This window comes from Methylophilus flavus, assembly GCF_042678905.1.
GTDB lineage: Bacteria > Pseudomonadota > Gammaproteobacteria > Burkholderiales > Methylophilaceae > Methylophilus > Methylophilus flavus.
The window spans coordinates 1722319-1747719 of record NZ_JBHTLN010000001.1 but is presented as its reverse complement, the minus strand read 5'-3'; the positions used below and the strand labels follow the sequence as shown (position 1 = coordinate 1747719).

20 protein-coding genes and 3 tRNA genes are annotated in these 25401 nt (G+C 46.6%); 16 read left to right on the top strand and 7 right to left on the bottom strand.

Annotated features, from left to right (window positions below):
• Nucleotides 1–4 precede the first annotated feature (4 nt).
• From pilO to ACFQ2T_RS08570, 6 genes are all read left to right on the top strand, one after another.
• The gene (gene pilO, locus ACFQ2T_RS08595; protein WP_379033138.1) at nt 5–652 is read left to right on the top strand and encodes a type IV pilus inner membrane component PilO; all 648 of its coding nucleotides are present in this window, start codon (nt 5–7) and stop codon (nt 650–652) included.
• Complete coding sequence (locus tag ACFQ2T_RS08590; RefSeq protein ID WP_379033136.1) at nt 649–1179, top strand: pilus assembly protein PilP; 531 nt, start codon at nt 649–651, stop codon at nt 1177–1179. Before pilO ends, ACFQ2T_RS08590 begins: the two co-directional genes overlap by 4 nt.
• On the top strand, nt 1176–3401 hold the full coding sequence (gene pilQ / locus ACFQ2T_RS08585; protein WP_379033134.1) for a type IV pilus secretin PilQ: 2226 nt from the start codon (nt 1176–1178) through the stop codon (nt 3399–3401). The genes ACFQ2T_RS08590 and pilQ overlap by 4 nt, the downstream gene beginning before the upstream one ends.
• 81 nt (nt 3402–3482) lie before the next feature.
• Entirely contained in the window at nt 3483–4025 is a 543-nt protein-coding gene (locus ACFQ2T_RS08580; RefSeq protein ID WP_379033131.1) for a shikimate kinase, read from the top strand.
• Complete coding sequence (gene aroB, locus ACFQ2T_RS08575; RefSeq protein ID WP_379033128.1) at nt 4013–5092, top strand: 3-dehydroquinate synthase; 1080 nt, start codon at nt 4013–4015, stop codon at nt 5090–5092. Before ACFQ2T_RS08580 ends, aroB begins: the two co-directional genes overlap by 13 nt.
• A gap of 17 nt (nt 5093–5109) precedes the next feature.
• Complete coding sequence (locus tag ACFQ2T_RS08570; protein WP_379033125.1) at nt 5110–6231, top strand: deoxyguanosinetriphosphate triphosphohydrolase; 1122 nt, start codon at nt 5110–5112, stop codon at nt 6229–6231.
• 149 nt (nt 6232–6380) lie between these two features.
• Here ACFQ2T_RS08570 and dksA read toward each other — a convergent pair whose 3' ends face one another.
• Both dksA and folD read right to left on the bottom strand, forming a co-directional pair.
• Nucleotides 6381–6803: an RNA polymerase-binding protein DksA gene (gene dksA, locus ACFQ2T_RS08565; protein ID WP_379033123.1), complete on the bottom strand. Its 423-nt coding sequence runs from the start codon at nt 6801–6803 to the stop codon at nt 6381–6383.
• A 140-nt stretch (nt 6804–6943) separates the two neighbouring features.
• Complete coding sequence (folD, locus tag ACFQ2T_RS08560) at nt 6944–7801, bottom strand: bifunctional methylenetetrahydrofolate dehydrogenase/methenyltetrahydrofolate cyclohydrolase FolD (protein WP_379033121.1); 858 nt, start codon at nt 7799–7801, stop codon at nt 6944–6946.
• Nucleotides 7802–7883: 82 nt separating this feature from the next.
• Between folD and ACFQ2T_RS08555 the strand changes: the two genes are divergently transcribed.
• The 4 genes from ACFQ2T_RS08555 (at nt 7884) to ACFQ2T_RS08540 (ending at nt 9314) form a co-directional block, all read left to right on the top strand.
• A tRNA-Pro gene (locus ACFQ2T_RS08555) sits at nt 7884–7960 on the top strand.
• 37 nt (nt 7961–7997) lie between these two features.
• Nucleotides 7998–8074: transfer RNA gene (locus ACFQ2T_RS08550), tRNA-Arg, on the top strand.
• Nucleotides 8075–8091: 17 nt separating this feature from the next.
• Nucleotides 8092–8167: transfer RNA gene (locus ACFQ2T_RS08545), tRNA-His, on the top strand.
• Between the two features lie 133 nt (nt 8168–8300).
• A complete protein-coding gene (locus ACFQ2T_RS08540) occupies nt 8301–9314 on the top strand; it encodes a GGDEF domain-containing protein (protein WP_379033119.1) in 1014 nt (337 codons plus the stop codon).
• A gap of 45 nt (nt 9315–9359) precedes the next feature.
• Here ACFQ2T_RS08540 and ACFQ2T_RS08535 read toward each other — a convergent pair whose 3' ends face one another.
• From ACFQ2T_RS08535 to ACFQ2T_RS08525, 3 genes are read right to left on the bottom strand one after another with little or no spacing between them, the layout of a single operon-like run.
• Complete coding sequence (locus tag ACFQ2T_RS08535) at nt 9360–10298, bottom strand: hypothetical protein (protein ID WP_379033116.1); 939 nt, start codon at nt 10296–10298, stop codon at nt 9360–9362.
• Nucleotides 10299–10303: 5 nt separating this feature from the next.
• Nucleotides 10304–12265: an RNA-directed DNA polymerase gene (locus tag ACFQ2T_RS08530; protein WP_379033114.1), complete on the bottom strand. Its 1962-nt coding sequence runs from the start codon at nt 12263–12265 to the stop codon at nt 10304–10306.
• A gap of 44 nt (nt 12266–12309) precedes the next feature.
• Entirely contained in the window at nt 12310–13221 is a 912-nt protein-coding gene (locus ACFQ2T_RS08525) for a 3'-5' exonuclease (RefSeq protein ID WP_379033111.1), read from the bottom strand.
• 253 nt (nt 13222–13474) lie between these two features.
• Between ACFQ2T_RS08525 and ACFQ2T_RS08520 the strand changes: the two genes are divergently transcribed.
• From ACFQ2T_RS08520 to ACFQ2T_RS08510, 3 genes are all read left to right on the top strand, one after another.
• Nucleotides 13475–18391, top strand: a complete 4917-nt coding sequence (locus ACFQ2T_RS08520) for an NACHT domain-containing protein (RefSeq protein WP_379033108.1) — start codon at nt 13475–13477, stop codon at nt 18389–18391.
• Nucleotides 18392–18498: 107 nt separating this feature from the next.
• Nucleotides 18499–18666, top strand: a complete 168-nt coding sequence (locus ACFQ2T_RS08515; protein ID WP_379033106.1) for a hypothetical protein — start codon at nt 18499–18501, stop codon at nt 18664–18666.
• A gap of 26 nt (nt 18667–18692) precedes the next feature.
• Nucleotides 18693–19445 carry a HesA/MoeB/ThiF family protein gene (locus tag ACFQ2T_RS08510; protein ID WP_379033103.1) on the top strand — a complete coding sequence of 251 codons (753 nt, stop codon included), beginning with the start codon at nt 18693–18695 and terminating at the stop codon, nt 19443–19445.
• Here ACFQ2T_RS08510 and ACFQ2T_RS08505 read toward each other — a convergent pair.
• A complete protein-coding gene (locus tag ACFQ2T_RS08505; RefSeq protein ID WP_379033101.1) occupies nt 19433–19654 on the bottom strand; it encodes a (2Fe-2S)-binding protein in 222 nt (73 codons plus the stop codon). The two genes, ACFQ2T_RS08510 and ACFQ2T_RS08505, sit on opposite strands and share 13 nt — an antisense overlap.
• 131 nt (nt 19655–19785) lie before the next feature.
• Between ACFQ2T_RS08505 and ACFQ2T_RS08500 the strand changes: the two genes are divergently transcribed.
• Nucleotides 19786–20808 carry a serine endopeptidase gene (locus ACFQ2T_RS08500; RefSeq protein WP_379033098.1) on the top strand — a complete coding sequence of 341 codons (1023 nt, stop codon included), beginning with the start codon at nt 19786–19788 and terminating at the stop codon, nt 20806–20808.
• 107 nt (nt 20809–20915) lie between these two features.
• On the opposite strand, the gene ACFQ2T_RS08495 is transcribed toward ACFQ2T_RS08500, so the two are convergent.
• Nucleotides 20916–23813: a valine--tRNA ligase gene (locus ACFQ2T_RS08495; protein ID WP_379033095.1), complete on the bottom strand. Its 2898-nt coding sequence runs from the start codon at nt 23811–23813 to the stop codon at nt 20916–20918.
• 178 nt (nt 23814–23991) lie between these two features.
• Here ACFQ2T_RS08495 and ACFQ2T_RS08490 point away from each other — a divergent pair, with 178 nt between their 5' ends.
• Both ACFQ2T_RS08490 and ACFQ2T_RS08485 read left to right on the top strand, forming a co-directional pair.
• Nucleotides 23992–24432 carry an NfeD family protein gene (locus tag ACFQ2T_RS08490; protein WP_379033092.1) on the top strand — a complete coding sequence of 147 codons (441 nt, stop codon included), beginning with the start codon at nt 23992–23994 and terminating at the stop codon, nt 24430–24432.
• Between the two features lie 80 nt (nt 24433–24512).
• Nucleotides 24513–25352: an SPFH domain-containing protein gene (locus ACFQ2T_RS08485; RefSeq protein WP_379033089.1), complete on the top strand. Its 840-nt coding sequence runs from the start codon at nt 24513–24515 to the stop codon at nt 25350–25352.
• Nucleotides 25353–25401 lie beyond the last annotated feature (49 nt).

Genomic DNA, 25401 nt, shown 5'->3' with positions numbered 1-25401 from the left:
CGTTATGCAACTTTCGGATTTTAACAATATTGATTTAAAAAATGCCGGCAACCTGCCCGTGCCCATGAAAGTGGCATTGCTGAGCATATTGGCTGCCGTATTGCTGGTACTGGGATATATGTTTTTGCTCAACCCCAACCTGAAAGAGTTGCGCGCAGAAAAGGAAAAAGAGCAGGGCTTGCGTGATGAGTATCTGGCCAAAAAAATCCAGGCGATCAAGATCAAGGCTTATGAGCAACAAGTGGAGGAGATCCAGCGCACATTCGGCGTATTACTGAAGCAGTTGCCGGATAAATCCGAAATGGATGGATTACTGACCGATATTAACCAGGCAGGCTTGAGCCAGGGCTTATCTTTTGAGGGGTTTGTACCGCAGCCCGAGGTGTTTGCAGAGTTTTATGCGGAAAAGCCTATTAATATCAAAGTGCTGGGCAAGTATCACGACCTGGGCGCTTTTGTCACTGAAGTTGCTAAATTGTCGCGCATTGTCACCCTGCACAATTTACAGATACAACCGATGGCTAAAGATGACAGGCAGCCGCACCGGGATATTCTGGTGATGGAAGCGGTCGCTAAAACCTATCGTTACCTGGATGCGGAAGAAGTGGCAGCACGCAAGGCCCAGGAAGATAAAAAGGCAGCTAAGAAATGATGCGTATCCGATACCTGTTTGTCGTCATGCCGGCCATATTGCTGGCAGCATGCGGCGGTGCAAAGGAAGATGACCTGACGCAATTCATGAATGAAGCGAGCCAGACCACATTTGCGCCGATTGAGCCATTACCGCAGGTGCAGGGTTTTTCGCCCCAGCAGTATAACGCTGATCATGCGCTGCATGATCCGTTTGTACCGCGCAGGGCTACAGTGAAAAATACTTTCCAGCCTGACCTGAACCGACATAAAGAACCCCTGGAAGCTTATCCGCTGGAAGGTCTGAAGTTTGTCGGCGTGATGAGTAAAAAGAACAAGACGTTTGCCACCATACAAACGCCAGACAATATGATTTATCAGGTTAAACCCGGCAATTATATGGGTGAGAAACTGGGACAGATCACTGCGCTGACAGAAAACAGTCAGACATTGAAGTATGAATTAAAGGTTAAAGAGACCATTCAGGACACGGTAACTGGTGAATGGACCGAGCAAATGACGACATTGGAATTGCAGGAACATCAATGATGAAAACACTTATTTCTTTTGCTAGACAGCTAGCGCTATTGTTCGTTGTGATGACAGCGCAACCGGTGATGGCGGCAGAAATGCCCGCAGGTAATAATCAACTGCAGGCGGTTGAAGTGACCACGCTGCCTGGCGGGCGACTGAATGTGCAACTGCAAATGTCACAGCCCTTATCTTCGGTGCCTGCAAGTTTTACCTTGAGCAATCCGCCGAGAATCGTATTTGATATTCCGCGCACCAGCAATGCAACCGGCAAAAATGTAGTACAAGTAAACCAGGGTGCCCTGAAGTCAATGCAGGTAGTGCAGGCGAATGATCGTAGCCGCATCGTACTGAATCTATCTCAGGCGGTGCAACACCAGTTACAAGTGCAGCAAAATGGATTGGTGATTGCGCTGGCGCAGGAAAGTGGCGAGCTGGCACCGGCAACAGGTGCAGCCAAACGCTTCTCCGAACCGGTCGCGGTCCAGCATCGTATCCAGAATATAGATTTCGTACGTGGAAAAAATGGTGAAGGGCGTGTGGTGGTTGATCTTTCCGATAGCCGTGTCGGCGTGAACGTCCGCAATGCCGGTAAAACTGTGGTGATCGACTTTAACAACACCGAATTGCCCGAGTCTTTGCAACGCCGTCTGAATGTGATAAATTTCAACACACCGGTGCTGTATGTGGATGCCATGCGACGAAACAACCAGGCGCAAATTATCATTGAGCCGCAGGGTGACTGGGAGCAATCTGCTTACCAGGCTGACCGCAAGCTGGTGGTGGATATCCGGCCATTGGTCAAAGACCCGAACAAATTGATTCAAGGTTCCAAGCAAGGCTATGCCGGTGAAAAGCTTTCTCTTAACTTTCAGCGGGTAGATGTCAGGGATGTATTGAAAGTGATCGCTGACTTTACCGGTAAGAATATCGTCGTGAGTGATTCTGTTTCCGGTAGCGTCACCATAGGCCTGAAAGATGTGCCCTGGGACCAGGCGCTGGATGTCATTATGCAGAGCAAGGGCCTGGATATGCGTGTGAACGGCAGTGTTATTTCGATTGCGCCTGCTGAAGAATTTGCCGCCAAGGAAAAAGCGCAGTTGACTGCAGATGCCGAGCGCGAAACGCTGGAGACATTGCGTACCGAAGTATTTTCGCTCAAATACCAGAAAGCCGCAGATTTCAGGAGTATGTTGCTGGGCGGTGGACCGGGGATGAGCGCTGGTGCTTCCACGGCTTCGGTGGGCGGTACCACTGGGTCTGCTGCAGGAAGGATGAACCGTATTCTTTCCCAACGCGGTAGTGTCACGTTCGATGTGCGTACCAATACTATTTTTGTGCAGGATACACCGAAAAAGCTGGAAGAAATCCAGGCCATTATCAACAAGGTCGATGTATCCGTTAAACAGGTGATGATCGAATCACGGATGGTGATTGCTTCGAATACCTTTTCGAAAGCATTGGGTGCACGGTTTGGCATTACACAAACCGGTACGCCAGGCAGCAACACCAATATGACAGTCAGCGGTTCTTTGGGTAATCGATTTACTGCTATTTCCCCTACTGGTGTGGCCACGCAAGGTACACATAACGGCAGTATTCAAACCGCCAGCAATAATGGCAGTACATTGACCAGCTCGGATGGTTTGCCGGATCTGATGTCAAACCTGCCGGTGACCAATGCATACGGTGGCATTGCCTTGAGCCTGCTTAAATTATCAGCCAATTTGTTATTGAATCTGGAGTTGTCAGCCCTGGAGGCAGATGCACGCGGTAAAGTGATCTCCAGTCCACGGGTCACTACCGCCAACCAGCAAAAAGCACGTATCGCACAAGGTGTGGAAATTCCTTACCAGACGGCGACCAGCAGTGGTGCAACTGCGGTAAGTTTTAAAAAGGCTGAATTAAGCCTTGAAGTGACGCCACAAATTACACCAGACCAGAAAATCATTATGGATCTGGATGTACGTAAGGACAGCAGGGGCGAAACATTGCCTGGTGGCGTCGCAATCAATACCCAGAACGTGCAAACTCAAGTGCTGGTAGGCAATGGCGAGACTGTTGTGCTCGGTGGGATCTATGAACAGGTATCGCGTAAAGCCACTGACAAAGTACCGTTCTTTGGTGACTTGCCAGTGGTCGGTTATGCGTTTAAACGTAACACCAAGCAGGAAGACAAGACTGAGTTGCTGATTTTCATCACACCTAAAGTCATGGATGAGACGCTGGCCTTGAACTAATTACCTACCGTGAACTCGCCTGTTACTGACAGCAGGCCAGCTTTGCCTTAAAATGCCCAACTGGATCGGTTGGGCTTTTTTATGGGTGAGCGTATACCAAACAATATCTTTTTAGTCGGTTTGATGGGTGCAGGGAAGACAACGGTTGGCAAATTGATCGCCAAAAACCTGGGCAAAACTTTCTATGACACCGATCATGTGATCGAGCAGCGCACCGGCGTGAAAATCCCTACCATCTTTGAGCTGGAAGGGGAGGCCGGTTTTCGTAAGCGCGAAACGTCTACCCTTGAGGAGCTTGGGCAGCAGGATAATATTGTCCTGGCCACAGGTGGTGGTGCCATTATCGCTCCGGAAAATCGCGCCATCCTTAAAGAGTATGGCTATGTGGTGTACCTGCGGGCAAATGTGAATGAGCTATACCTGCGCACCCGCAATGATAAAAATCGCCCCTTGCTGCAAAACGTCGATGTCAAAGCCAAGCTCGAGCAGCTGTTTCATGCCCGTAATCCGCTGTATACCGCCACTGCCGATTTAATCGTTGATACCGGACATCAGCCGGTGGCTGTCATTATCCAAAAAATTGAAACCGCATTGCACGCGCTGGAGCCTTCATGCAAACCTTAACTGTTAGCCTGGCTGACCGTAGTTACCCTATACATATCGGCAACGGCCTGCTGAGTCAGGTTGAACTGATTCTGCCGCACCTTAAACGCAAGCAGGTGGCGATTGTCAGCAACACCACCGTCGCGCCTTTATACATGCAAACGCTTGCCCAGCCTTTGCGTGACGCAGGTATTAGTGTGATTGAAATCATTCTGCCTGATGGCGAGGCTTACAAGAACAGCGAGACGCTGCAAACCATTTATGATCATTTGCTACAGAATCGCTGTGAGCGTAATACGACCCTGATCGCACTCGGTGGCGGCGTGATCGGTGATCTGACAGGCTACGCGGCGGCGACTTACTTGCGTGGTGTACCGTTTATCCAGGTGCCGACAACATTATTGTCACAGGTCGATTCCAGTGTCGGTGGCAAAACCGGCATTAATCATCCGTTAGGTAAAAACATGATAGGCGCGTTTTATCAGCCTAAACTGGTATTAGCCGATATTGATACCCTGAAAACCTTGCCGCAGCGGGAGTTATCCGCTGGGGTGGCCGAAGTGATCAAGTATGGCCTGATCCGGGATGCCGATTTCTTTGACTGGCTGGAAACCAATATGTCTGCGCTGATGGCGCTGGATACCGCCGTGGCCAGCTATGCCATTTATCGCTCCTGCCAGAACAAGGCCGAAGTAGTGGCAGTAGATGAGCATGAACAGGGCGAACGTGCCTTGCTGAACCTGGGCCATACCTTTGGCCATGCCATCGAAAACGCCATGGGTTACGGTGTGTGGCTGCATGGCGAAGCCGTGGCTGCCGGCACCGTGATGGCGGCCGATTTGTCGCAACGTATGGGCTGGCTGAATGCCGCCGAAGTGCAGCGCATCAAGACCATCATGCAGGCTGCCAAATTGCCGATTGAGGCACCGGACTTTGGTGCTGAAGAATATTTACGCCTGATGCAGCTGGATAAGAAAGTATCCGATGGCCGCATACGCCTGATCTTGCAGCAGGCGATAGGCAAGGCGGTGATTACCGCTGACTATGATGCCGATAAATTACAGCAGACGCTCTCGCTAGCTGCTTGATCAGATAAAGACCAACAATGACCTTAGCCTGCTTTGCCGCCCACCCCGAACAAACGCGTGGCCGCAAGGTCGTTGAGCAAGAGTCGCCAACACGCAATGTGTTTCAGCGTGACCGCGACCGCATTATCCACTCTACCGCTTTCCGCCGCCTGGAGTATAAAACCCAGGTGTTTGTGAACCATGAAGGCGACTTGTTCCGCACCCGGCTGACGCACAGTATTGAAGTCGCGCAACTCACACGCGGTATTGCAAGGACCTTAGGCTTGCATGAAGACTTGGCAGAAGCGATAGCATTAGCGCATGATCTAGGACACACGCCATTCGGGCACGCCGGTCAGGATGCACTCAACCACTGCATGCGAGATTACGGTGGTTTTGAGCATAATTTACAGTCTTTACGAGTGGTCGATTCACTGGAGAACCGCTACGCCAGCTTTGATGGGTTGAACCTGACGTTCGAAGTGCGTGAAGGCATCCTTAAGCATTGTTCACGTAAAAATGCCGAGCAATTAGGCGATGTCGGCGAGCGCTTCTTGCATAAAGGGTCCCCTAGCCTGGAAGCACAGGTCACTAACTTCGCCGATGAAATCGCCTACAACAACCACGATGTAGATGACGGCCTGCGTTCAGGCCTGATTACCATACAACAGTTATCAGGTATCCAGCTATTTGCCGAAAATATGGCCGAAGTGAAACACCTGTATGGCGAGATTGAAGATAAGCGGCTGATTCATGAAACCGTGCGCCGCATGATTAATGTGCTGGTAGTGGATTTGTGTGAGCAAAGCCAGCAGGCCATCGCAACGCTCAATCCGAAGACTATTGCAGATGTACGCAAAGCACCGTATTTAGTCGGCTTTAGCCAGGTAGTTGCCGATAAAAATCATGAATTGAAGCAATTCTTACGCAAACATTTGTATCAGCATTACAGGGTCAATCGCATGAGCGCTAAGGCTGGCCGGATCATTGAAGAGCTGTTTGCAGCTTTTATGCAATCACCCAAATTAATGCCGGATGAGCACCAGCTCGCTGCCAAACAGGACCAGGCACGTGCAGTTGCCGATTATATTGCCGGCATGACAGACCGTTACGCGATTCGTGAGCATAAGCGACTTTTTTCTGTGGAAGAGAATTTGTAAAGCAGTCAGTGAGCAGGTGCCTGAATAAAGGCTAATGCTCAGGTTTGCCCAGTGAGGTTGCCAGGCTTATGGCTGTCTTGAGAGTGAAGCAGATATTAAAAAAGCGAGTGGCATTTTTTGCGCACTCGCTTTTTTTTTATGGCAGTCAGCTATTTAGCGACTTGCCTTTCACGCATTTCATCCAGCGTTTTGCAATCAATACAAAGCGTGGCTGTCGGGCGTGCTTCCAGGCGTTTCAGGCCAATTTCAATACCGCATCCTTCGCAGTAGCCATAGTCGCCAGCATCAATGTTACGCAGCGTTTCGTCAATTTTCTTGATCAGCTTACGTTCGCGGTCGCGGTTGCGTAATTCCAAAGCCATGTCGGATTCCTGGCTGGCGCGGTCATTTGGATCCGCGAAGCTGGTCACTTCGTCCTGCATGGTGTGCACCGTACGGTCAATATCGTGACTGAGTTCAGCTTTCCAGTTATTGAGGATTTTTTTGAAATGATCCTGCTGTTTTTTGTTCATGTACTCCTCACCGGCCGCTGGCTGGTAAGGGACAAAAGATTTGTTAACGGTGTCTGCCATGATGGTTCCAAAGGACGAAACTACTTGATATTACTGCCTTGACGGCGCTTTTTACTGCATTACGTTAATCAATAATCGCGCGAGTTTACACCGATTTTATGGGCTTGCAAAGCATCTTTGTCAATGGCTGCTATTACCAGTTATGCCTGCTCCCTGAGTTCCAGCGCCTTAAGGGTGTTTTCCATCAGCGTTGCCACTGTCATGGGGCCAACCCCGCCAGGTACCGGGGTAATGTAAGCAGCGCGTGACTTCGCCACCTCGAACTCAACATCGCCCGCCAGTTTGCCGTCAGGCAGCCGGTTGATGCCGATATCCACCACGATCGCGCCGGGTTTAATCCATTCGCCTTTGATTAAACCAGGTTTGCCTGCCGCCGCTACAATCAGATCTGCCCGCTGTATGTGGACATTCAAATCCTTGGTATGACGATGGCAACTGGTCACCGTACAGCCAGCTAACAGTAACTCCAGCCCCATCGGCCGCCCGACGTGGTTAGAGACGCCGACTACCACTGCGTCCAGTCCTTTGAGGTTGATGCCACTGGCTTGCAGCATTTTAATCACACCATAAGGTGTGCAGGAGCGTAACTTTGGCTGGCGCACGGCCAATAAGCCAATGTTGTAAGGGTGGAAGCCATCGACATCTTTGGCCGGGTCTATCAGGGCCAGAATGGCTGTTTCATCGATGTGATGTGGCAAGGGGGACTGCACCAGAATACCATCTGTGTCAGGGTCCTGATTTAGTGTTTGGATCAGGCTGAACAGCTCAACTTGAGAAATGCTGGATGGCAATCGATGGGCTTGAGAAACAATCCCTACTTTTTCGCAGGCTATCTGTTTATTGCGTACATAAATGGCAGAAGCCGGATCATCACCGACCAATACCACTGCTAAACAAGGTGCGCGTTTACCGGACTTCAGACGTTGATCAATGTTATTTTTAATATCGTCTAACAGCTGATTGGCAATTTGCTTGCCATCAATAATGTGTGCGCTCATGAGCAAAAAATCATCGTTAAAAATAGAATTTTATCACATCAGGATTGACACGATTTCGGAAAATCGGTTATATTCCTGCTTTCGGCGTGTAGCGTAGTCTGGTAGCGCGCCTGCTTTGGGAGCAGGATGTCGGGAGTTCGAATCTCTCCACGCCGACCAGTTTCTCTGGTTTGCCCAATCGTCATGTAACACCTATCTGCTCGTAGCTCAACTGGATAGAGCACCAACCTTCTAAGTTGGGGGTTACAGGTTCGATTCCTGTCGGGCAGGCCAATGTAAAAGTCTCTATGGTGGCTGTAGCTCAGTTGGTAGAGTCCAGGATTGTGATTCCTGTTGTCGTGGGTTCGAGCCCCATCAGCCACCCCATTTTAATTCCTCGTAGTTTCTCTCCTTAGATCTAGGTTATATCCAAGAATTAATTGAAAATACTGGCTCTTTTTGCCAATAAGTCAAACCCTCGCCTCTGGTAAAGTATTTAAAAAACCCATATGCCGAACACATGACTACTCAATTAAATCTGAGCGAATTTATGCAGACGCTTACCGACCTTACCAAGGTCAGGGAGAGTCTTGCGCTGGATCCAGCCTTGCTTTCGCTCATGCAACGCTGGTTAAGTATTTTCGCAGCCGAGCCGCAACCAATCAGAATGCAGGTGTTATCCAGGCGGCAACTCGTCTCGGTGATCAGTACACTTGAAACCGGGGAAGTCACCCATGCGGCGTTTGATGGCTGGGTGCCGGAAAATTATGCATTGCTGCTGGCATATATGGATAAAGACGCTCATCAATATGAGTGCCTTGAAACCAGTAGTGGCAAGTTACATATTTTCCCTCTGCAACAAAGTATTGCGCACAAGCATGCCATTTTGCTTATCCAGCATGAAATGCTGGATGGCGATGCTATTAGCTTGATTAAGCAGTGTTTGGAGATGTTCCATCATTACGCCAGCCTGATTATTGAGAATGAGCGGGATGCATTGACCGGGCTGCTTAATCGCAAAACCTTTGATCATTGCGTCAGCAAAATCCTGTTGAATGATTACACACCTGAATTCAAGTTCCCCCTGCATCATTTCCTGGCGATTTTTGATATTGATTTCTTCAAGAAAATTAATGATAACTATGGCCACCTGATTGGTGACGAAGTCTTGCTGCTGCTTTCACGGCTCATGCAGGAAACATTTCGCGAAGGTGATTTACTGTTTCGCTTTGGTGGTGAAGAGTTCGTCGGTGTATTTTCATGTGCCGATGAAAACGACATCGTTGGGTTGCTGGAGCGATTTAAAGCGACTTTGAATGCCTATGTCTTTCCGCAGGTCGGGCATGTTTCCATGAGTGTAGGGTGTTCACGTATGGCCCTGAATGTGCTGCCAAACACGGTATTAGAGCGCGCAGACGAGGCTTTGTACTACGCCAAAGATCATGGGCGTAACCAGATTTGCTTCTACGAAGAACTGATTGCAAATGGCCTGCTCAGCGATAGCACGATTGAAGGCGAAGTCGAGCTGTTTTGATAACTATAGTTCTTTTACTTAAGTATCTGTCTTGGTGCTCTAACGTCATTTTTTCAATCCAAGTTTTATTCGAGCTTCTGTGTGGTATAGAGAAAAATCTGGCGGTGTAGGTTTGTAATCATCAGAGTCTTTCTGTATTCCATATCCGACACGTTGATGATCTCTCAGTTTTTTCAAAGGCAAATTCATAGTCAAAAAAGTTTGATTATCTCCCCCTTTAATTCTTAGAGGATTCAATCGGTCAGTTTTTGATGGACTGACTATGCGTGAATCACCAAATTGAGCGCTATTTACTTGCACCACATAGCAATGCAAGTCACGAGCAGCTGCTTCTACAATGTTCGAAAAGTAATTAACATCTGGGTTGAATTCGGAGCAAATTATAAAGTCTACTTTTGCTTTGAAAATCGAACGATCCTCAAGACTAGCGAGTTCGTAACAGTTGTAAACTGCGAAGCTTGCTCCCCTCCACTGGAAAAGCTGATATATGCTTTTGGAAGGCAATTTTGGCACGTTCAAGTGATTATTAACCAATTGATGGTTTTCTTCAGGTGAGTAATGCTTCTTTAGTCTCCTAATAGGGACACAAGCTTTAAAACCTTTAGTTGCTCTATAAGGTAAAGCTGCTAATAACTCATTCCAAGCAGTTTTTGATTTATCAATCCGATGCTCCAATCCACAAATTACGCCTATTTGATGTTCTCGAGCCCACTTAGTTATGAATGTTGCCCAAGAGTGAGGCACTGATACTTCAGGTAACACTAATAAATGGATTCGTTGACTAGGATGACGTATTCCGTGCTGGTGAACGTCATTTAGTAGTTGGTGCAATTTTTTTAATCGGTTGGATGAAATATTCGGGGTATTGAGATAACTATTTTTAATGTCTTCCATATCAACATTTATATGCCCAAGCGCTACACGCAGATTTTCATTTAGATCATTCTTGTGCAGTCCTACACTGATTTTTGCATATTGGCTCATAATACTTACTCCCCTAAAGTATCTGTAATTTCTATTCTTACATCCTCGATTTTTGATCCATGAAACAGATCGTATAATTTATCAGCTTCACTAATCCAATCATTTTCAGTTTCGGCGCTGAAGCCTGAGTTTATAAAACCTAGACACTCATCAAAGTGAATAAAGCGAGGGCTAAGACTTATTGACTCATAATTCAATTCAACTTCAATAACCTCTTTCGGTGAAGTTAGATCGCCATTAAAAGTCGTGTAATTTAATAGTGGTACAGATACTAAATGGTGTCGAATTAAATTTGAAAGCCTCCACTTGTTATTTGTCGAGTTGTAAGTCATAAATTTGTTATCGGGGAATTTTACTGCGAGACAAATTTCATAAGAAATTCTTAAATGTTCTAAGAGGGTGTTTCTTAACAAACGAGTTACATTATTCTCGATAGATCTGATTTTTTTTATTTCGGCCGTAATAAGCTGAGTAAAGTCAAAGGCTGCTCCAATATTTTCGGAAATTACAAAGAATGCAATAACGCGTTCCCACATATCCCAGTAGGCAATTGCATTTTTGCCTTTAAAAAACCTGAATAATTCGATTTGTGTTTGAGAGCTTGCAGGATTGCTGGCTAATAAATAAAGCTGAGTTTGCTTAGTGAGGTGTTTTGCAAGATCCCATCGGTTTTCTGCAATCTCTTTGACATTACGAAGCTTGTTTGAGGAGCCATCATAAAGTAAATCATATGCGACTTGCTCTACAGGACTATCATCTCCTTCAACTGGCAACATTGCGAAATCGCTTGCGTTTTCCTCAATTTCTTTTTTGAATTTTTCTAAACCGGCTATTGAATGGCTTGAGTCAAAAAACTGTACTATGCATTTTTTTCTTTGCAAAAATAACCCAGGTTTTAAGCAAAGTTCATATCGGTTTTTATCTTCATGCCAATGTAATATTTGATTGTTTACTAATACTTCTTTTAATATAAATTTAATCGGATCCTTCTTAGATGCAAATTGACTTTCACTTGTAATTACAAGAAAAATGTCATCCACATAGCGTCCATAGTATGCTGGGCGGACTTTATTTAGTATTGCATCATCAAATTCTTGTAAGTGCCAATTTGCTATCAAAGGAGAAGCACAAAGTCCAATAGGTAGGCCTATTGTGGTGTCAGGAATATCTGGGTGAGTAATGCTTAATTTTTCTGAAATCAAATCCTGATAAAAGTAGCAAATCGATCTAACGCATTCAAATAGACGTTCACCTAAATTTTCACGCTCATAAATGTGGTTATAAAGGGCATTGTTTGTTTCTATGGAGTGGCGGGTTCGCTTAAGCTTTTGTTCGAGTTTTTCCCAATCAATTTGCACTCTGTAGTAAAACTCTTGAATATCTAATGCAATGATACAAACGCTTCTTCCCTCTTCAATTAATAAATCTCTAGCTTTTTTTACACCATCATCTCGCCACTTGGAATAAAGTTCATGGTATTTCTTAAATAGATGAGCTGAATAATCATCTTCATTACCTACTAAAGGATGTAAACGAGAGCCCATACAATTTTCAGACAAAGTACTATCTAATTTCGGGCCTTGAATCATTAGCCACAGTACTGAAATAAGATGTAATTCAATTGGCCCATTAAAAATATAATTTACTTTTTCTATGGTGTAGTTTGTTTGACTAGTAACATTTGTAACAAACGTACCTTCTTCTTGATTAGGTATATCGTCCGTCTTAATGCCTTTCGGGAGCAATGCAAACTCGATATCTGCGAGCCAACTCCTAAATTTTTCCGACGATGATGGGTCATTCATTGTTATTACGCGATTCAGATCAGCTAATCTACTTGCGAAATCATTTCCACATTCAAACTCCGCGAGGCGCTCTCGGAGAAAAAGATGGTTTTTTTCGTAATAAATCATCTGCTTAAGCTTTTTGTAGGCAATCTCAATCAAATTTTGTGGCAGTTCATTCATAGTATCTTTGATCTTCCCAAGTTCGTATCGGGGTTTAAATTACCTTAAAAACTAAGGATTTCCGTAGGACAAGCGCTCGCTGAGAACCTATTCAATGCATCTATCCGCTCCAGCTCAATTTGAAATGGCTTGTTGCTGTAAACATGTTTTCTTAACCACTCAATCTCACCATCCAAATTTACTTCAGAAATTATGATCGACCAAAACTTCCTTTCGCTATTCCAACGATAATTTCGTTTTTTTAAGAGGTCCTTCGATTCGAATCTAGAATTAATTGCCGAAACTTTCACATCTTTAGCTCCAGCATTATCTATGAGTCGCTTCATTGCCAATTCACCGGAGGTTGGCAGTTTATTTTGAAGTACCTCTAGAAGAGCGTGGCAATCATTTGATGCGCGGTGCCCTACATAATGAAAGCCGTAGCGATAAGCTAAAAACTCTAGTTTGGCCCCTCCCAAACCCTCATCATTCCAATTAATCTGAGAAAATGAGCATGCCCAAGCTTTATTCTTGAAAAACGGGAATCGACTTTCTACGAATGTACGGTCAAATCTAGCATTATGAGCAATGATTAATGATGCATCTGCAATAAACTCTTGAACATTTGCATCATCAATTTGACAACCGTTAACCATGTCATTGGTTATTCCATGAATTTTTGTTGAGGTTAAAGGAATAGGTATTCCCGGATCCTCTAGTTCATCAAAAGTTTTGAGGACTCCGTAAGCTTGTCCTGTGGCCGGACAATATTCGAAGAGCACCATACCAAGCTCAATAATTCGATCATAAGTACAGTCTAAGCCTGTGGTTTCAGTGTCTAAAATAATTGCTTTAATGAGGTTGGGTGGCAACATCCCATCTGAATAAGACTCTCGCGCAGTAAATTCCTTTGTAAACTTATAACCATAACTTCCCAACTCTTCTAGTAGTGATTCAATTTCAAGCTGATTTCTCATTAACTATCTTTCAAATGTAATTTTCCCATCCCTAACTTTTACATATTTATAACAATAATTCCATTTTAGCCATCAAAATCGCTTAGTTATCGGACTTGATTGAGTTCTTTATCATAGCTAAAGGAGAGCTAATTTTAGAAAGATCAACCCATCAAGCTCAAGTACTATAAGTTCAGTAAATCTGTAGCAGATTTATGAAGGTATGATTTACTATCTCTGAAGCTTGAGGCAAAAATTAAGTAAAAGGATGCATATGGTTGGAGAAATTCCCGTTTGGTTAGATTGCCCCCCCGATGACGGCGCACCGAATCCACCAGTTGAAACACGAACCCAAGGATTACCTTTTAATGACCTATCTTGGCAAAACTTCGAGCGGCTTACTCTCCGTTTAATTCGACTTGATAACACAATCGCAGATTGCGAGATTTACGGTACCCCTGGTCAAAATCAAAGTGGTATTGATATTCTTGCGACACCCAAAACAGGATCAGCAAAAAAGATTTGCTACCAGTGTAAAAAGGTCGAAACTTTTAAAGCAATTGATATTAAATATGCCATAGATCAATTTTTAGACGGTATTTGGGTCAATAAAACTGAAGAATTCGTTTTATGTACAACTTGTCCGATAGAAACAACTCAGAATGTAAAAGAAATCAGTTATCAAAGAGATCGACTTGCTGCAAAAGGAATTCGTTTTAAGATCTGGGATGGTGCTGAATCAGGTCGTTTATCAGAAAAACTAAAACGACTTCCAGAACTTGTAGATGATTTTTTTGGCCGCTCATGGGTGGAAGTTTTCAATGGGAAAGATGCAGCAAAACTATTAGGCGATAGACTGGACACAGGCGACTTAATTTATTTAAGAGCACGCTTAAAATCGTTGTATACCGTCTTATTCAATCAACATGATCCTGGACTCCGCACTGTAGGTCATGCTCCAAATTACTTGCAGAGATACGTGTTGGCTGACATATTGACTCAAGCTAAAGTAGCACCTCCAAGAGTAGAGTCGTCTGAAAAGAGCATACCTCTTTCTCCTCAATCGCAAGGCAATTTATTAGAGAGCGGACAAGCGATTTCAGCATCTTCTATTAGCAGCATTTATGAGTCTCGTAGAAACGTGTTTGGATGGATAAATGAGCAGAAGAATTGTGTCGTACTTGGAGACGCTGGTTACGGAAAGAGTGCATTATTACGGCATATTGCATTAGCGATGCTTGGCCAAGAGGACGGATTAAGAGGCCATTTAGGCGAGTCTAAGCTTAAACTTCTGCCTGTATGGATGTCATTTCCCGCATTTGCAGCAGCGATAGAGCGTAAACACTCTACCAGTGTCCAAGATCATTTTAGAGAGTGGATTCATCAAAATGGATTTGATGAGGTTGGGGAGATGTTTGAGCGCTCATTACGCAATTCAAAATTACTACTCTTAGTAGATGGCTTAGACGAAGCTACAACTCAATCTCAAGCACAGCAGGCGCTTGATAGAGTAGCTGCCTTTGCTGAGGCGGTTGGTGCAGAAGTTATATGCACAAGTAGACCCATGGGATTCAATTCATTGGGTGTACCTTCTTCATGGACCAATGCTCAGTTGGCAGCGCTTAGTGACCACCAAATTTCTGAATTTAGTTCTCGATGGTTTGCATTAACAGAAGGGGAGTTTGTCGATGCAAACAATTTTGGTGAAGTTAGACAACGAGTTCAGGGGCGTGCTGAAGCGTTCTTGGGAGCAGTTAGGGCAAATGGGCGCACTCACCAACTCGCCAGAATTCCTTTGCTTTGCCAAACATTAATTGAATTATTCCGTACAAAACCAAGATTGCCTGATGAGCGGCAAGCAATTTATAGCTTGATTATCGAACTGTTATTGACCAGCCATCCAGATGCTAGAGCTCGAGCAGCAGGTACCGCAATTACGCTTGAGACATTGGGTTTGAATCTCAGAGATATACGTGAGATTTTAATTAGGTTGGCTTGGGATATGCAATTTGAAGGTCGAGTTGTAGTAGAGAGTGTCCAGCATCTTGAACACGTCTGCATGATTTATTTGATGGATGAGGATAATGGTCTTGGATTAAACAAAGGTGAAGCTAAGCGTAGATCTCAGAAAATTATAAATGCATTATTTATGCAATTTGGAGTGCTTGTTGAGAAAGCGCCAAATGAATTAGGTTTTGTACACTTGAGCATTCAGGAGTTTCTTACCGCAGATGCTGTATGTCGTAAGCCTGAACAAGATCAATTTAAATGGATTTCAGACATCTGGATGCAGCCACGTTGGCGTGAATGTCTTATAAATTGGTTTGGTATACAGGGTGCACAAGGTAAAAAAGTATTCATAGGTCAAGCAGCAAACAAAATTGCAGAGCTCGGTAGCCATGGTGAATATGAGCGAATGCAAGCTTTACAACTCAGAGCAGCGCTTGTTTGTGCTGACTTAGGATTTCCAATCAATGAAGCAAGAAAAATCATTCTTGAAATAATAGATGATTTGCAAAAGTCACCCTTCATAGAACATAGAGTTGCATTAGCAAAAGAATTAACAATAGGTGCATTAAGCTATGGTGTGCGAGAAGAATGCAGTGCCTTTATTAGCAAATTCTCTATTGGAAGAAATTCACACGAGCGAGCATCAATTTTTTCTGCTTTGGGTACATGGAAACCCTCAGATGATCTAAGGGTAACGCTTCTGCAAGGTTTAAGGGACGAAGAATTTGTATGTCGCCTCGAAGCGTCAAAAGCCATTGCTAAAGTATTTGCACAATCTGATGAGATGGCAAAAACTCTTGTTGATTTGGCTTTATATGAAGTTAGACCTGAGGTGCGCGCTTCTGCATTAAGGGCGCTCGGACTCAGTAAATCATGGACTAAAAATGCTGTGATTTGTGCTTTAGCTAATCGAGAGTCTAATGTCGCTGAATTAATCTTTGAAACCATAAGAATAAGAATCGAAAATCAACTTCACGACGAGGATGATTTAAAACGGATGCTGCGGCTAGTGGCATCAGAAACCATTGATTATTGGCAGAAAGAAGAGTTTTACAATGTTCTGTTTGAAGGTTGGTCAAAATTACCCATTTTAAAAGAAATACTAATTAAAGCTGTTAATGAAGGTAGAAGTTGGACTCTTGATGATCAAGCTCGATTCAGCTTTTTGATCCGAGCTTATCCTGGTGACCAAGCTGTTGCAGATGTATTGCTGTATCGATTCAAAAATCAAAAAATCCATTTCACAGCAAATCCTTTCAAAATTTGGCCGTTATTGAGCACTAATTTCCGAAATCACCCAACCTTAACACCTATACTGCGCGAGTTAATTGAGGAGCAAATAAGTGAATACTCAAAAACTGCATGGCATCCAGACACTGTTGGTGTTTTTATGGCTGTTGGGGATGATCTGGCTCGAAAAGATTTAATAGATTGTTATGAAAATATTGAAGTTGATGGTGTAAGCCGATATTGGATTGCAAATGCACTTTCTGTAGGGTGGCCTAATGATGAGGTTGTAAAACAGACGTTTGAGCGCTGGGCACATTCCAGCATTGAGCTTGCGACACCAATTGCTCAATTTTCAGGAAAGCTATTTGAAGATGTTCATGCTCAAAGGAATTGGTTAGAAAACATAATTAAAAATGCAAAGAGCAGAGTAGTTCAATGGGCTTATTACGAAATCATAGATAAATTCCCTGATAGGGCCACTTGGGAATTGACTTCGGAATGCCTGAAAAAAATTAAGTTGTGGTATTTAAGTAAAGTCAACATTCAAGCAAAACTGGCTGCAATTGCACCTACAGAATTAGAAAGTCAGGCACTTTTTGAAACTTCATTAATTGAGCGTAATGGCCCTCCCGTTAGCTCTTGGGCTGCTAGTGTTGAACATATTCCAAGATTCCGATCTATGTTATTAACGGTAGCTGTTCCAGCTTCAGTTGAAGTTCGTATGGCAATCGTTTCGGTATTGCGAGACCGAGTGGCGGATTATGAGAACTTGTTGAGGTTAACCCCTCACTACTTAATTGAGGAAAGCAATGCTGTTAGATCGACAGTTTTGCTAGCTCTCGCACAAGCTGGGCGAAGTAATGAAAATTATCGTCCTCTCTTAGAAGGCACATTCGCTACAGAATTAGATTCAACTGGTCCCTACCATGCATCCCGGACATTATCAGCAGTTGCTGGGCTTTTGGAATTGGGCTCAGCCTCACTCATTGTCGAACATTTCAAAAAAACAAAAACAACTAACTGGGCAAGTCAGCTAATCAATCGATACCACTCTGATCCTGTGGCTTTAAATGGAATAGTAAGACATTGGGACGAGTTGCTCCCTTTACTTGAAAAGCATCAAATCTCTACGGAATTACCATTCGAGGAAATAATCGCAGATGGCTATGGCAGGGTGTTAGAGGAATCTCCAAGCCTCAAGAAATCGCTCGATGAGCATCTTATTGCGGAGATGGAGAATTGGATCAGCGACGAGCACTTCATAAATCTCTTATCAAGAAAGTTTCCGCAAAGTGATCTCTTGAGAATCATATTAATTCAGTCACTAGAGCGCGGCTATAGTAGAGCCATAGTAGGGCGAAAAGTGATGAGATTATTGGTCTTACATTTTCGAGAAAACCGTACTGTTTTGGAGCATATTTCTACAGTGCTTATTAACAATCGAAAGTTTTATCCTAAACATTCAGATGGGGTTTTGGGATATATGGTCGCTGGGTGGAGAGACTCAGATTGTATTCCAATCATCAGCGCTCATTTACCAGATGATCTAAATTCTTTAGGCTTTAGAGACAGACTTTTAATATTAACTGCTCGGGGAGATAAAGCAGCAGCAGAGCTTTGTGTTCGAGAGTTATTAAATGAGCCCTTGGAAGACTGGAGCTATAATGATGACATTAACATCATACGGGAGTGGGCTGCAGAAGCGTCGACTCTTGAGGTTTTGCAAGAATGGATAAAGTCAAAGAATCCCAATTTATCAATGACGGCGATTTCAATTCTTAATGAGCAGGGTAAAGTTTCTCAAGATTTACTAGAGTCTTTGCGAGAGCAATTCAATCAGTTTTTCAATCAAAAAATTACCCCTCCAGATGGAATCGATGTAGTATTCGGCAAAAGTCGTGGTTGGTTTAATACAGCCTACTCCGCACTCCTTCATACCGTAGAGGGGTGATGCAGAAAACGAGAAGTTTGTAAGTGCTGGTCCAGTAGACATCAGCTTTTGAATGTGAAAACGGGCTGGGTGGCATACAATCCGTGTCTGGTGGGCTGAGTCATGCCATGACCGCAGCGGTTCATCCGGACGAGCTGGAAAACGCAGATGGCGACCTCACTTTTATCGATAAGGCCCAGCAACAGACGGGGAACGCTGTTTTTGATGACAAGCTGATCATGCTGTCACCTAAAGTGCTGATCCAGCAGATGGTGCAAGCACAACGCCTCCCTTAATATCGGAATCTAGTTATATATTAGGTATGCAAGATAATTTATTGCTACGCTACAGTCGGCATATTCTGCTGCCGCAAATTGAATATGCGGGGCAGGAAAAGCTGACCAAAAGCCATGCGCTGATAATAGGCGCGGGTGGCCTGGGTGCGCCGGTCGCCATGTACCTGGCGGCAGCGGGCGTCGGCACATTGACTATTTGTGACTTTGACCATGTCGAGCTGACCAATCTGCAACGCCAGATTATTCATACCACCGCGGCGATCGGGCAGAATAAAGCGTTGTCAGCCCAGGCAACAATTGCGCAGTTAAACCCGGACATTGCAGTGAATACGGTATTAACCCGGATGACCTCAGAAGAGGCTTCTGAACGCATTGCTGCAGCCGATGTGGTCATTGATTGCTCAGATAATTTTGCCACCCGCTACCTGTTGAATCAGTTATGTTTTACCAGTAAAACACCACTCGTCTCCGGCGCTGCGATTGGTTTTGAAGGGCAACTGAGTGTGTTCGACTTTCGGCATGCCGAATCGCCTTGCTATCACTGCCTGTATCCCGATGTAGGCGATGATCAGGAGTTACGCTGTGCCGATAATGGTGTATTCGCGCCTCTGGTGGGCATGGTAGGTTCCGCGCAGGCGGCTGAAGCGATTAAAGTATTATTGAGTATCGGACAGGCGATGCAGGGCAGATTGCTGTTGCTGGATGTTTTAAGCGCCGAGTGGCGCACGATCAAGTTGTCAAAAGATCCGGCGTGTAAGGTCTGCAGTCAATCTGCCTGATCAGGCTCCGGCGGTAACTCCGCCATTAATGCCTTCACCAGTTCACCTATATCCCATTCGCACCCCCCACAACCAGTGAGCGCGCCGGAATAACGCGATATGGCATCCAGATCCTTGCCTTGCCTGACCATGTCCTGGATCATGCCACGCGTGGTGCCGCTACAACTGCACATCACTTCATCGGGTGAATCTTGTTTGAGTTCAGCCATTGCCAGCCAGGGGATTAAAACCGCATTTTACCGCCTGTGTCCCTCGCATACCAGCGCCGGAGCACGACTAGCGCTTGCCGCAAACGTAAAAGCCCGTTAGCATCGTTGGCAATATCACTTTGGGGCATGTCATGAGCAAAGGCGTCCGCTTGTCAGAAAAATGGTTTAACCGAGCCTTGTGGATGGTGGCGATTATTTTTGCCATGTTTCTCACCGGGCTGGGCAAAAATATTATTGGTGATCTTCCCCGTGTAGAAACCAGCTATACCACCGAGCATTTCGTCAATCACAGCAAAATAGATCCGTTACGCACCGAACTCAGGGTGCTTGCCCGCCAGCATCAAACGCTTGCCGATCAGCTTGAGCAAGTCAATTTGCAGCTGATTATCCGGCAGAAAGATTACCAGGCCGCCCGCACCACGTTTGATAACTGGGTGTCCGCCCGGGATGTCACGGATGAGGTAGACGACCTGGTTGGCCGCACACGCACATTGGACACACTTAAAAAACTGGAGCGCGATGCTGAGCGGGCGATTGAAGACATCCAGCAGAAACAGACAGATATCTCGCAGCGGGAAACCCAGTTGCAGACACAGGTCAATAATCTGGAAGAGCTGGCGCGGCAGCAATTTGACGATGCATATGAAGATCAGGAACTACGCGTATTTCTATACCGGCTGTTGCTGACCTTGCCGTTACTGGCGTTGGCGGCCTGGCTGTTTGTCAAAAAACGCAAATCCCAATACTGGCCTTTTGTATGGGGCTTTATTATCTTTGCCCTGATGGCGTTTTTTGTCGAGCTGGTACCTTACCTGCCGGATTATGGCGGCTATGTACGCTACATCGTTGGCATTGTGCTGACGGTTGTTGGTGGTAAATATGCCATCACTGCGTTGCAGAGCTATCTTGAACAGCAGAAGCTGGCGGAATCACAGCCCGAGTTTCAGCGGCGGGAGGAATTGGGCTATGACACAGCGCTTGCCAGGCTTGCGAAGAGTGTGTGCCCCGGTTGCGAGCGCAATGTGGACCTGAAAAACGAAAGCAATGATTTTTGTACCCATTGTGGTATTTGCCTGCATAACTATTGCAGCGCCTGCCATTCACGCAAGAATGCGTTTGCAAAGTTTTGCCACAAGTGCGGCGCTGTGGCCTAAAGCAGTTCGACCTAAAGTATCGTGGCCAAAGTATCCTGAAAATAAAATACCGTGACCTGAATTCCAGGCCACGGCATTAGGGATCAATTAGCGTTTTAATCAGGAAATTACTTCAGCTTTGCGAGTTGCGCCTGTAATTTTTCCAGATTGGCACTGAATTCGGCCAGCCTGGCTTTTTCCTGCTCAACTACCGCGGCCGGGGCGCGGGCGACAAAACTCTCGTTGCCCAGTTTGCTGTTGGCCTTGGTGATTTCCCCTTGCAGTCTGGCAATCTCTTTGCCCAAACGCTCTTTCTCGGCGGCAACATCAATCTCCACTTTCAGCATCAAGCGGAAATCAGCGGCCAGCATCACCGGTGCATCTGCCTCAGGTAACTCAGCCACAATATCCACATTTTCCAGCTTGGCGAGCGACTTGAGGTAAGGCGCAAATGCCGCCAGTTGCGCGGCATCCCCGGCCGCGATCAATGGCACTTTGGCCGCCGGCGAAATACTCATCTCGCCACGCAGGCTACGGCAGGCTTCTACCGCCGTTTTCAGCGTTGCCACCCAGGCTTCGGCTTCTTCATCGATTTTTTCCAAATCAGCTTTCGGGTAAGCCTGTAGCATAATGCTTTCGGTGCCGCGCGACTTGTCTTTGAGCTCGGTCATCGGTGCCACGGTCTGCCAGATTTCCTCGGTCACAAACGGGATGATCGGGTGGGCCAGGCGCAGGATGGTTTCCAGCACGCGCAACAAGGTACGACGGGTCGCACGTTGCTCGGCTTCGCTGCCGCCCTGGATCTGTACCTTGGCGATTTCCAGGTACCAGTCGCAATACTGGTCCCAGACAAACTCGTAAATCGCCTTTGCCGCAAGGTCAAAGCGGTAATCATTAAACGCACGTTCCACTTCAGCTTCCGTGCGTTGTAACAGGCTGACGATCCAGCGGTCGGCCTGGCTGAATTTACGGCCACCATCGTCACAGCTTTCCGCGCCAAAGCCGTTATCCTGGCCTTCAGTGTTCATCAGCACAAAGCGGGTGGCATTCCACAGTTTGTTGCAGAAGTTGCGGTAACCTTCGCAGCGTTGTAGGTCGAATTTGATGTCACGTCCCGGTGAAGCCAGGCTGGCAAAGGTAAAGCGGAGTGCATCGGTGCCATAGGCGGCAATGCCCTCAGGAAACTCCTTGCGCGTACGCTTCTCGATTTTTTCTGCATCTTTCGGGTTCATCAAGCCGGTCGTGCGCTTTTTCACCAGCGAATCCAGGTCTATGCCATCGATCAGGTCTATCGGGTCCAGCACATTGCCCTTGGACTTGGACATCTTCTGGCCTTCCGCATCGCGGATGAGGCCGTGCACGTACACGTGCTTGAACGGAATTTTGCCGGTGATGTGCTTGGTCATCATCACCATGCGCGCCACCCAGAAGAAAATAATATCAAAACCGGTCACCAGCACGGAGGAGGGCAGGAACTGCTGTAAAGCCTGATTCTGTGCGTCAACCGCTTCGTCTCCGGTCCAGTCCAGGGTCGAGAACGGCCACAGCGCAGACGAATACCAGGTATCCAGTACATCATTGTCACGCGTCAAAGCACCGCTGTAACCATCTTTGGCCGCCATGGCTTTGGCTTCCGCTTCATCATGCGCGACATACACTTTTCCATCATCGCTGTACCAGGCGGGGATCTGGTGGCCCCACCACAGCTGGCGTGAAATACACCAATCCTGGATATTGTTCAGCCACTGGTTATAGGTATTCACCCAGTTTTCCGGGTAGAACTTGATCTCGCCATTGGCGACCACTTCCAGCGCTTTTTCCGTGATGCTCTTGCCATCCTCACCCGGCTTGCTCATTGCCACAAACCACTGGTCGGTAAGCATAGGCTCAATCACCACATTGGTACGGTCACCACGCGGTACTTTCAATTTGTGTTTTTCAACTTTCACCAGGAAGCCGCCAGCCTCCAGGTCGGCAACCACTTGCTTACGCGCAGCAAAGCGCTCCAAGCCTGCCAGGTTGGCGGGTAAAGTAATCGCTGTTTTGGCACTGCCATCGGCGGCATACACTTCAGCTTGTTCCGGCACGAAACCTTGCAGGTTCAGGATGATAATCTTGTCCAGGCCCTGGCGTTGGCCAACCATATTGTCATTGAAGTCATGTGCAGGTGTCACTTTCACTACGCCAGTACCGAACTCTTTATCTACATAGTCATCGGCAATCACCGGGATTTCACGGTCACACAGCGGCAATGTCACTGTTTTGCCAATCAGGTGCGCATAACGCTCATCTTCCGGGTTCACCATCACAGCCACATCTCCCAGCATCGTTTCCGGACGCGTGGTTGCGACAGTCAGCTGGCCTGAGCCATCTGCCAGCGGATAGTTGATATGCCACATGGAGCCGTCTTCTTCTTCCTGTACCACTTCCAGGTCAGACACGGCAGTGCCCAGTTTCACGTCCCAGTTCACCAGGCGTTTGCCACGGTAAATCAGGCCCTCATTGAACAGGCGGACAAAGGTTTCAGTCACGACTTTATTAAGGCCGGCATCCATGGTGAAGCGCTCGCGGCTCCAGTCAGGTGAAGTCCCCAGGCGGCGCATTTGCTGGGTGATGGTGCCGCCGGAATATTCTTTCCACTCCCAGACTTTTTCCAGGAATTTCTCGCGCCCCAGGTCATGGCGGCTGACGCCTTGCGCATCCAGCTGGCGCTCCACCACTATCTGCGTAGCGATACCGGCGTGATCTGTACCTGGCTGCCACAAGGTATTGTCGCCGCGCATGCGGTGATAGCGGGTCAGCGCATCCATGATGGTCTGGTTAAAACCATGGCCCATGTGCAGGGTGCCGGTGACGTTAGGGGGTGGCAGCAATATGCAGAAATTGTCTTTGACTTCGGGGTTCATGCCTGCGGCATAAAAGCCTTTGCTTTCCCAGAAGGCATACCACTGGCTTTCTATGGTTTTCGGGTCAAACGATTTAGCGAGTTCGCGTGCGGGGGTGGAATTTTGTGTAGGGGTAGTCATGCGCCTGATTTTACCATAGGCCGGTCTGTGCTTTGATAGCGGCGCTAGCCTTTGCCGCAGATTCTGCAGGTGAATCTTTATCAATACATTCAGCGGGCGTCATATCTGCAATCAGCAGAGAATGCTACTATGTAAAATTAATTCTTCAACATTGGTGGATTCAGTGGGAGTGTTTGGCATGGATGTCATGTGGGTTTGGTTTGGTCTGGGCCTGATTTTACTGTGTCTGGAAATGCTATCCGGGACTTTGTATCTGCTTTGGCCAGGGATGGCGGCATTGGTGATGGGATTGCTTTCCTGGTCGTTGCCAGTATTCAGTACGGCATGGCAAATAGTGGTATATGCCATTTTTTCCGTATTAGCAGTGCTTATCTGGCGCAAACGTGAAAAAAGTAATCCAACACCGCGTGTAGGGCAGGCGCAAGGTGAGGAAATTGGTCGCCAGGGCGTGATCATTGCTACAGTGAGTCCGGCGCAACCAGGCAAAATCCGTTTCAGCCAAGGTGTGATGGGGAGCAAGGAATGGACAGCAGTTGCGGATGTGGAGATCGCTATTGATCAACCTGCCAGCATCATCGCGGTCGAAGGCAACAGCTTACGCGTTGCACCGCTGGCCTAACACTTCTACGCTAATTAATCGGTCATTCATCGGGATGCGCAATTGAGCAGCCCATCAGTATATTAAACAGAGGAGTTCACATGGAAATCAGCATTATCTTATTGATACTGGCAATTATCGCCATTGTTAAAGGCGTGCGCATCGTCCCGCAGGGCGAAGAGTGGGTGGTTGAGCGCCTGGGTAAGTTTGCCGGGATTATCAGCCCGGGATTGCATGTGATCAACCCGATTTTAAGCAGGGTCAGTTACAAGGTCACCACCAAAGACATCATTCTGGATATCCCTCAGCAGGAAGTGATTACCCGGGATAATGCGGTCATCCTTGCCAATGCGGTAGCATTTATGAAGGTGTCCAATATCGAACGCGCTGTCTATGGCATTGAAAACTTCAGGGAAGCCATGCGCAATATGGTGCAGACAAATCTGCGCTCCATTATCGGTGGCATGGATTTGAATCATGCGCTGACTTCGCGGGACCGCATTAAAGCTGAATTGAAACAAGCCATTGCTGACGAAGCACTGGATTGGGGCCTGACCGTGAAGAGTGTGGAAATTCAGGATATCAAGCCATCATCAAATATGCAGGATGCCATGGAGCGTCAGGCTGCGGCAGAGCGTGAGCGTGTGGCGGTGGTGACTGAAGCGGAAGGTGCCAAGCAATCACTGATTTTAAATGCTGAAGCACGTCTGGAAGGTGCACGTAAAGATGCCGAGGCGCAACTGGTTGCCGCTAACGCCTCTGCCGAGGCGATCAAACTCATTGCGCAGGCCGTGAAAGAAAACGACACCTCAGCGACTTTCTTGCTTGGCGACCGGTATATTCAATCGCTGCAAAAACTCGCTGAATCGCATAATAGCAAGCTGGTACTGATACCCGGTGATGTGGTCGGTGCCGTTAAAAATCTGATAGGCGGAAAGTAAGCCTGGCATGTGCTGATCGGTCATGATTTGAGATGGCCAATCAGTCACT

Coding starts and splice junctions, on each gene's coding strand:
- pilO (WP_379033138.1), top strand. CDS start 5: ATGCAACTTTCGGATTTTAACAATATTGATTTAAAAAATGCCGGCAAC.
- ACFQ2T_RS08590 (WP_379033136.1), top strand. CDS start 649: ATGATGCGTATCCGATACCTGTTTGTCGTCATGCCGGCCATATTGCTG.
- pilQ (WP_379033134.1), top strand. CDS start 1,176: ATGATGAAAACACTTATTTCTTTTGCTAGACAGCTAGCGCTATTGTTC.
- ACFQ2T_RS08580 (WP_379033131.1), top strand. CDS start 3,483: ATGGGTGAGCGTATACCAAACAATATCTTTTTAGTCGGTTTGATGGGT.
- aroB (WP_379033128.1), top strand. CDS start 4,013: ATGCAAACCTTAACTGTTAGCCTGGCTGACCGTAGTTACCCTATACAT.
- ACFQ2T_RS08570 (WP_379033125.1), top strand. CDS start 5,110: ATGACCTTAGCCTGCTTTGCCGCCCACCCCGAACAAACGCGTGGCCGC.
- dksA (WP_379033123.1), bottom strand. CDS start 6,803: ATGGCAGACACCGTTAACAAATCTTTTGTCCCTTACCAGCCAGCGGCC.
- folD (WP_379033121.1), bottom strand. CDS start 7,801: ATGAGCGCACACATTATTGATGGCAAGCAAATTGCCAATCAGCTGTTA.
- ACFQ2T_RS08540 (WP_379033119.1), top strand. CDS start 8,301: ATGACTACTCAATTAAATCTGAGCGAATTTATGCAGACGCTTACCGAC.
- ACFQ2T_RS08535 (WP_379033116.1), bottom strand. CDS start 10,298: ATGAGCCAATATGCAAAAATCAGTGTAGGACTGCACAAGAATGATCTA.
- ACFQ2T_RS08530 (WP_379033114.1), bottom strand. CDS start 12,265: ATGAATGAACTGCCACAAAATTTGATTGAGATTGCCTACAAAAAGCTT.
- ACFQ2T_RS08525 (WP_379033111.1), bottom strand. CDS start 13,221: ATGAGAAATCAGCTTGAAATTGAATCACTACTAGAAGAGTTGGGAAGT.
- ACFQ2T_RS08520 (WP_379033108.1), top strand. CDS start 13,475: ATGGTTGGAGAAATTCCCGTTTGGTTAGATTGCCCCCCCGATGACGGC.
- ACFQ2T_RS08515 (WP_379033106.1), top strand. CDS start 18,499: ATGACCGCAGCGGTTCATCCGGACGAGCTGGAAAACGCAGATGGCGAC.
- ACFQ2T_RS08510 (WP_379033103.1), top strand. CDS start 18,693: ATGCAAGATAATTTATTGCTACGCTACAGTCGGCATATTCTGCTGCCG.
- ACFQ2T_RS08505 (WP_379033101.1), bottom strand. CDS start 19,654: ATGGCTGAACTCAAACAAGATTCACCCGATGAAGTGATGTGCAGTTGT.
- ACFQ2T_RS08500 (WP_379033098.1), top strand. CDS start 19,786: ATGAGCAAAGGCGTCCGCTTGTCAGAAAAATGGTTTAACCGAGCCTTG.
- ACFQ2T_RS08495 (WP_379033095.1), bottom strand. CDS start 23,813: ATGACTACCCCTACACAAAATTCCACCCCCGCACGCGAACTCGCTAAA.
- ACFQ2T_RS08490 (WP_379033092.1), top strand. CDS start 23,992: ATGGATGTCATGTGGGTTTGGTTTGGTCTGGGCCTGATTTTACTGTGT.
- ACFQ2T_RS08485 (WP_379033089.1), top strand. CDS start 24,513: ATGGAAATCAGCATTATCTTATTGATACTGGCAATTATCGCCATTGTT.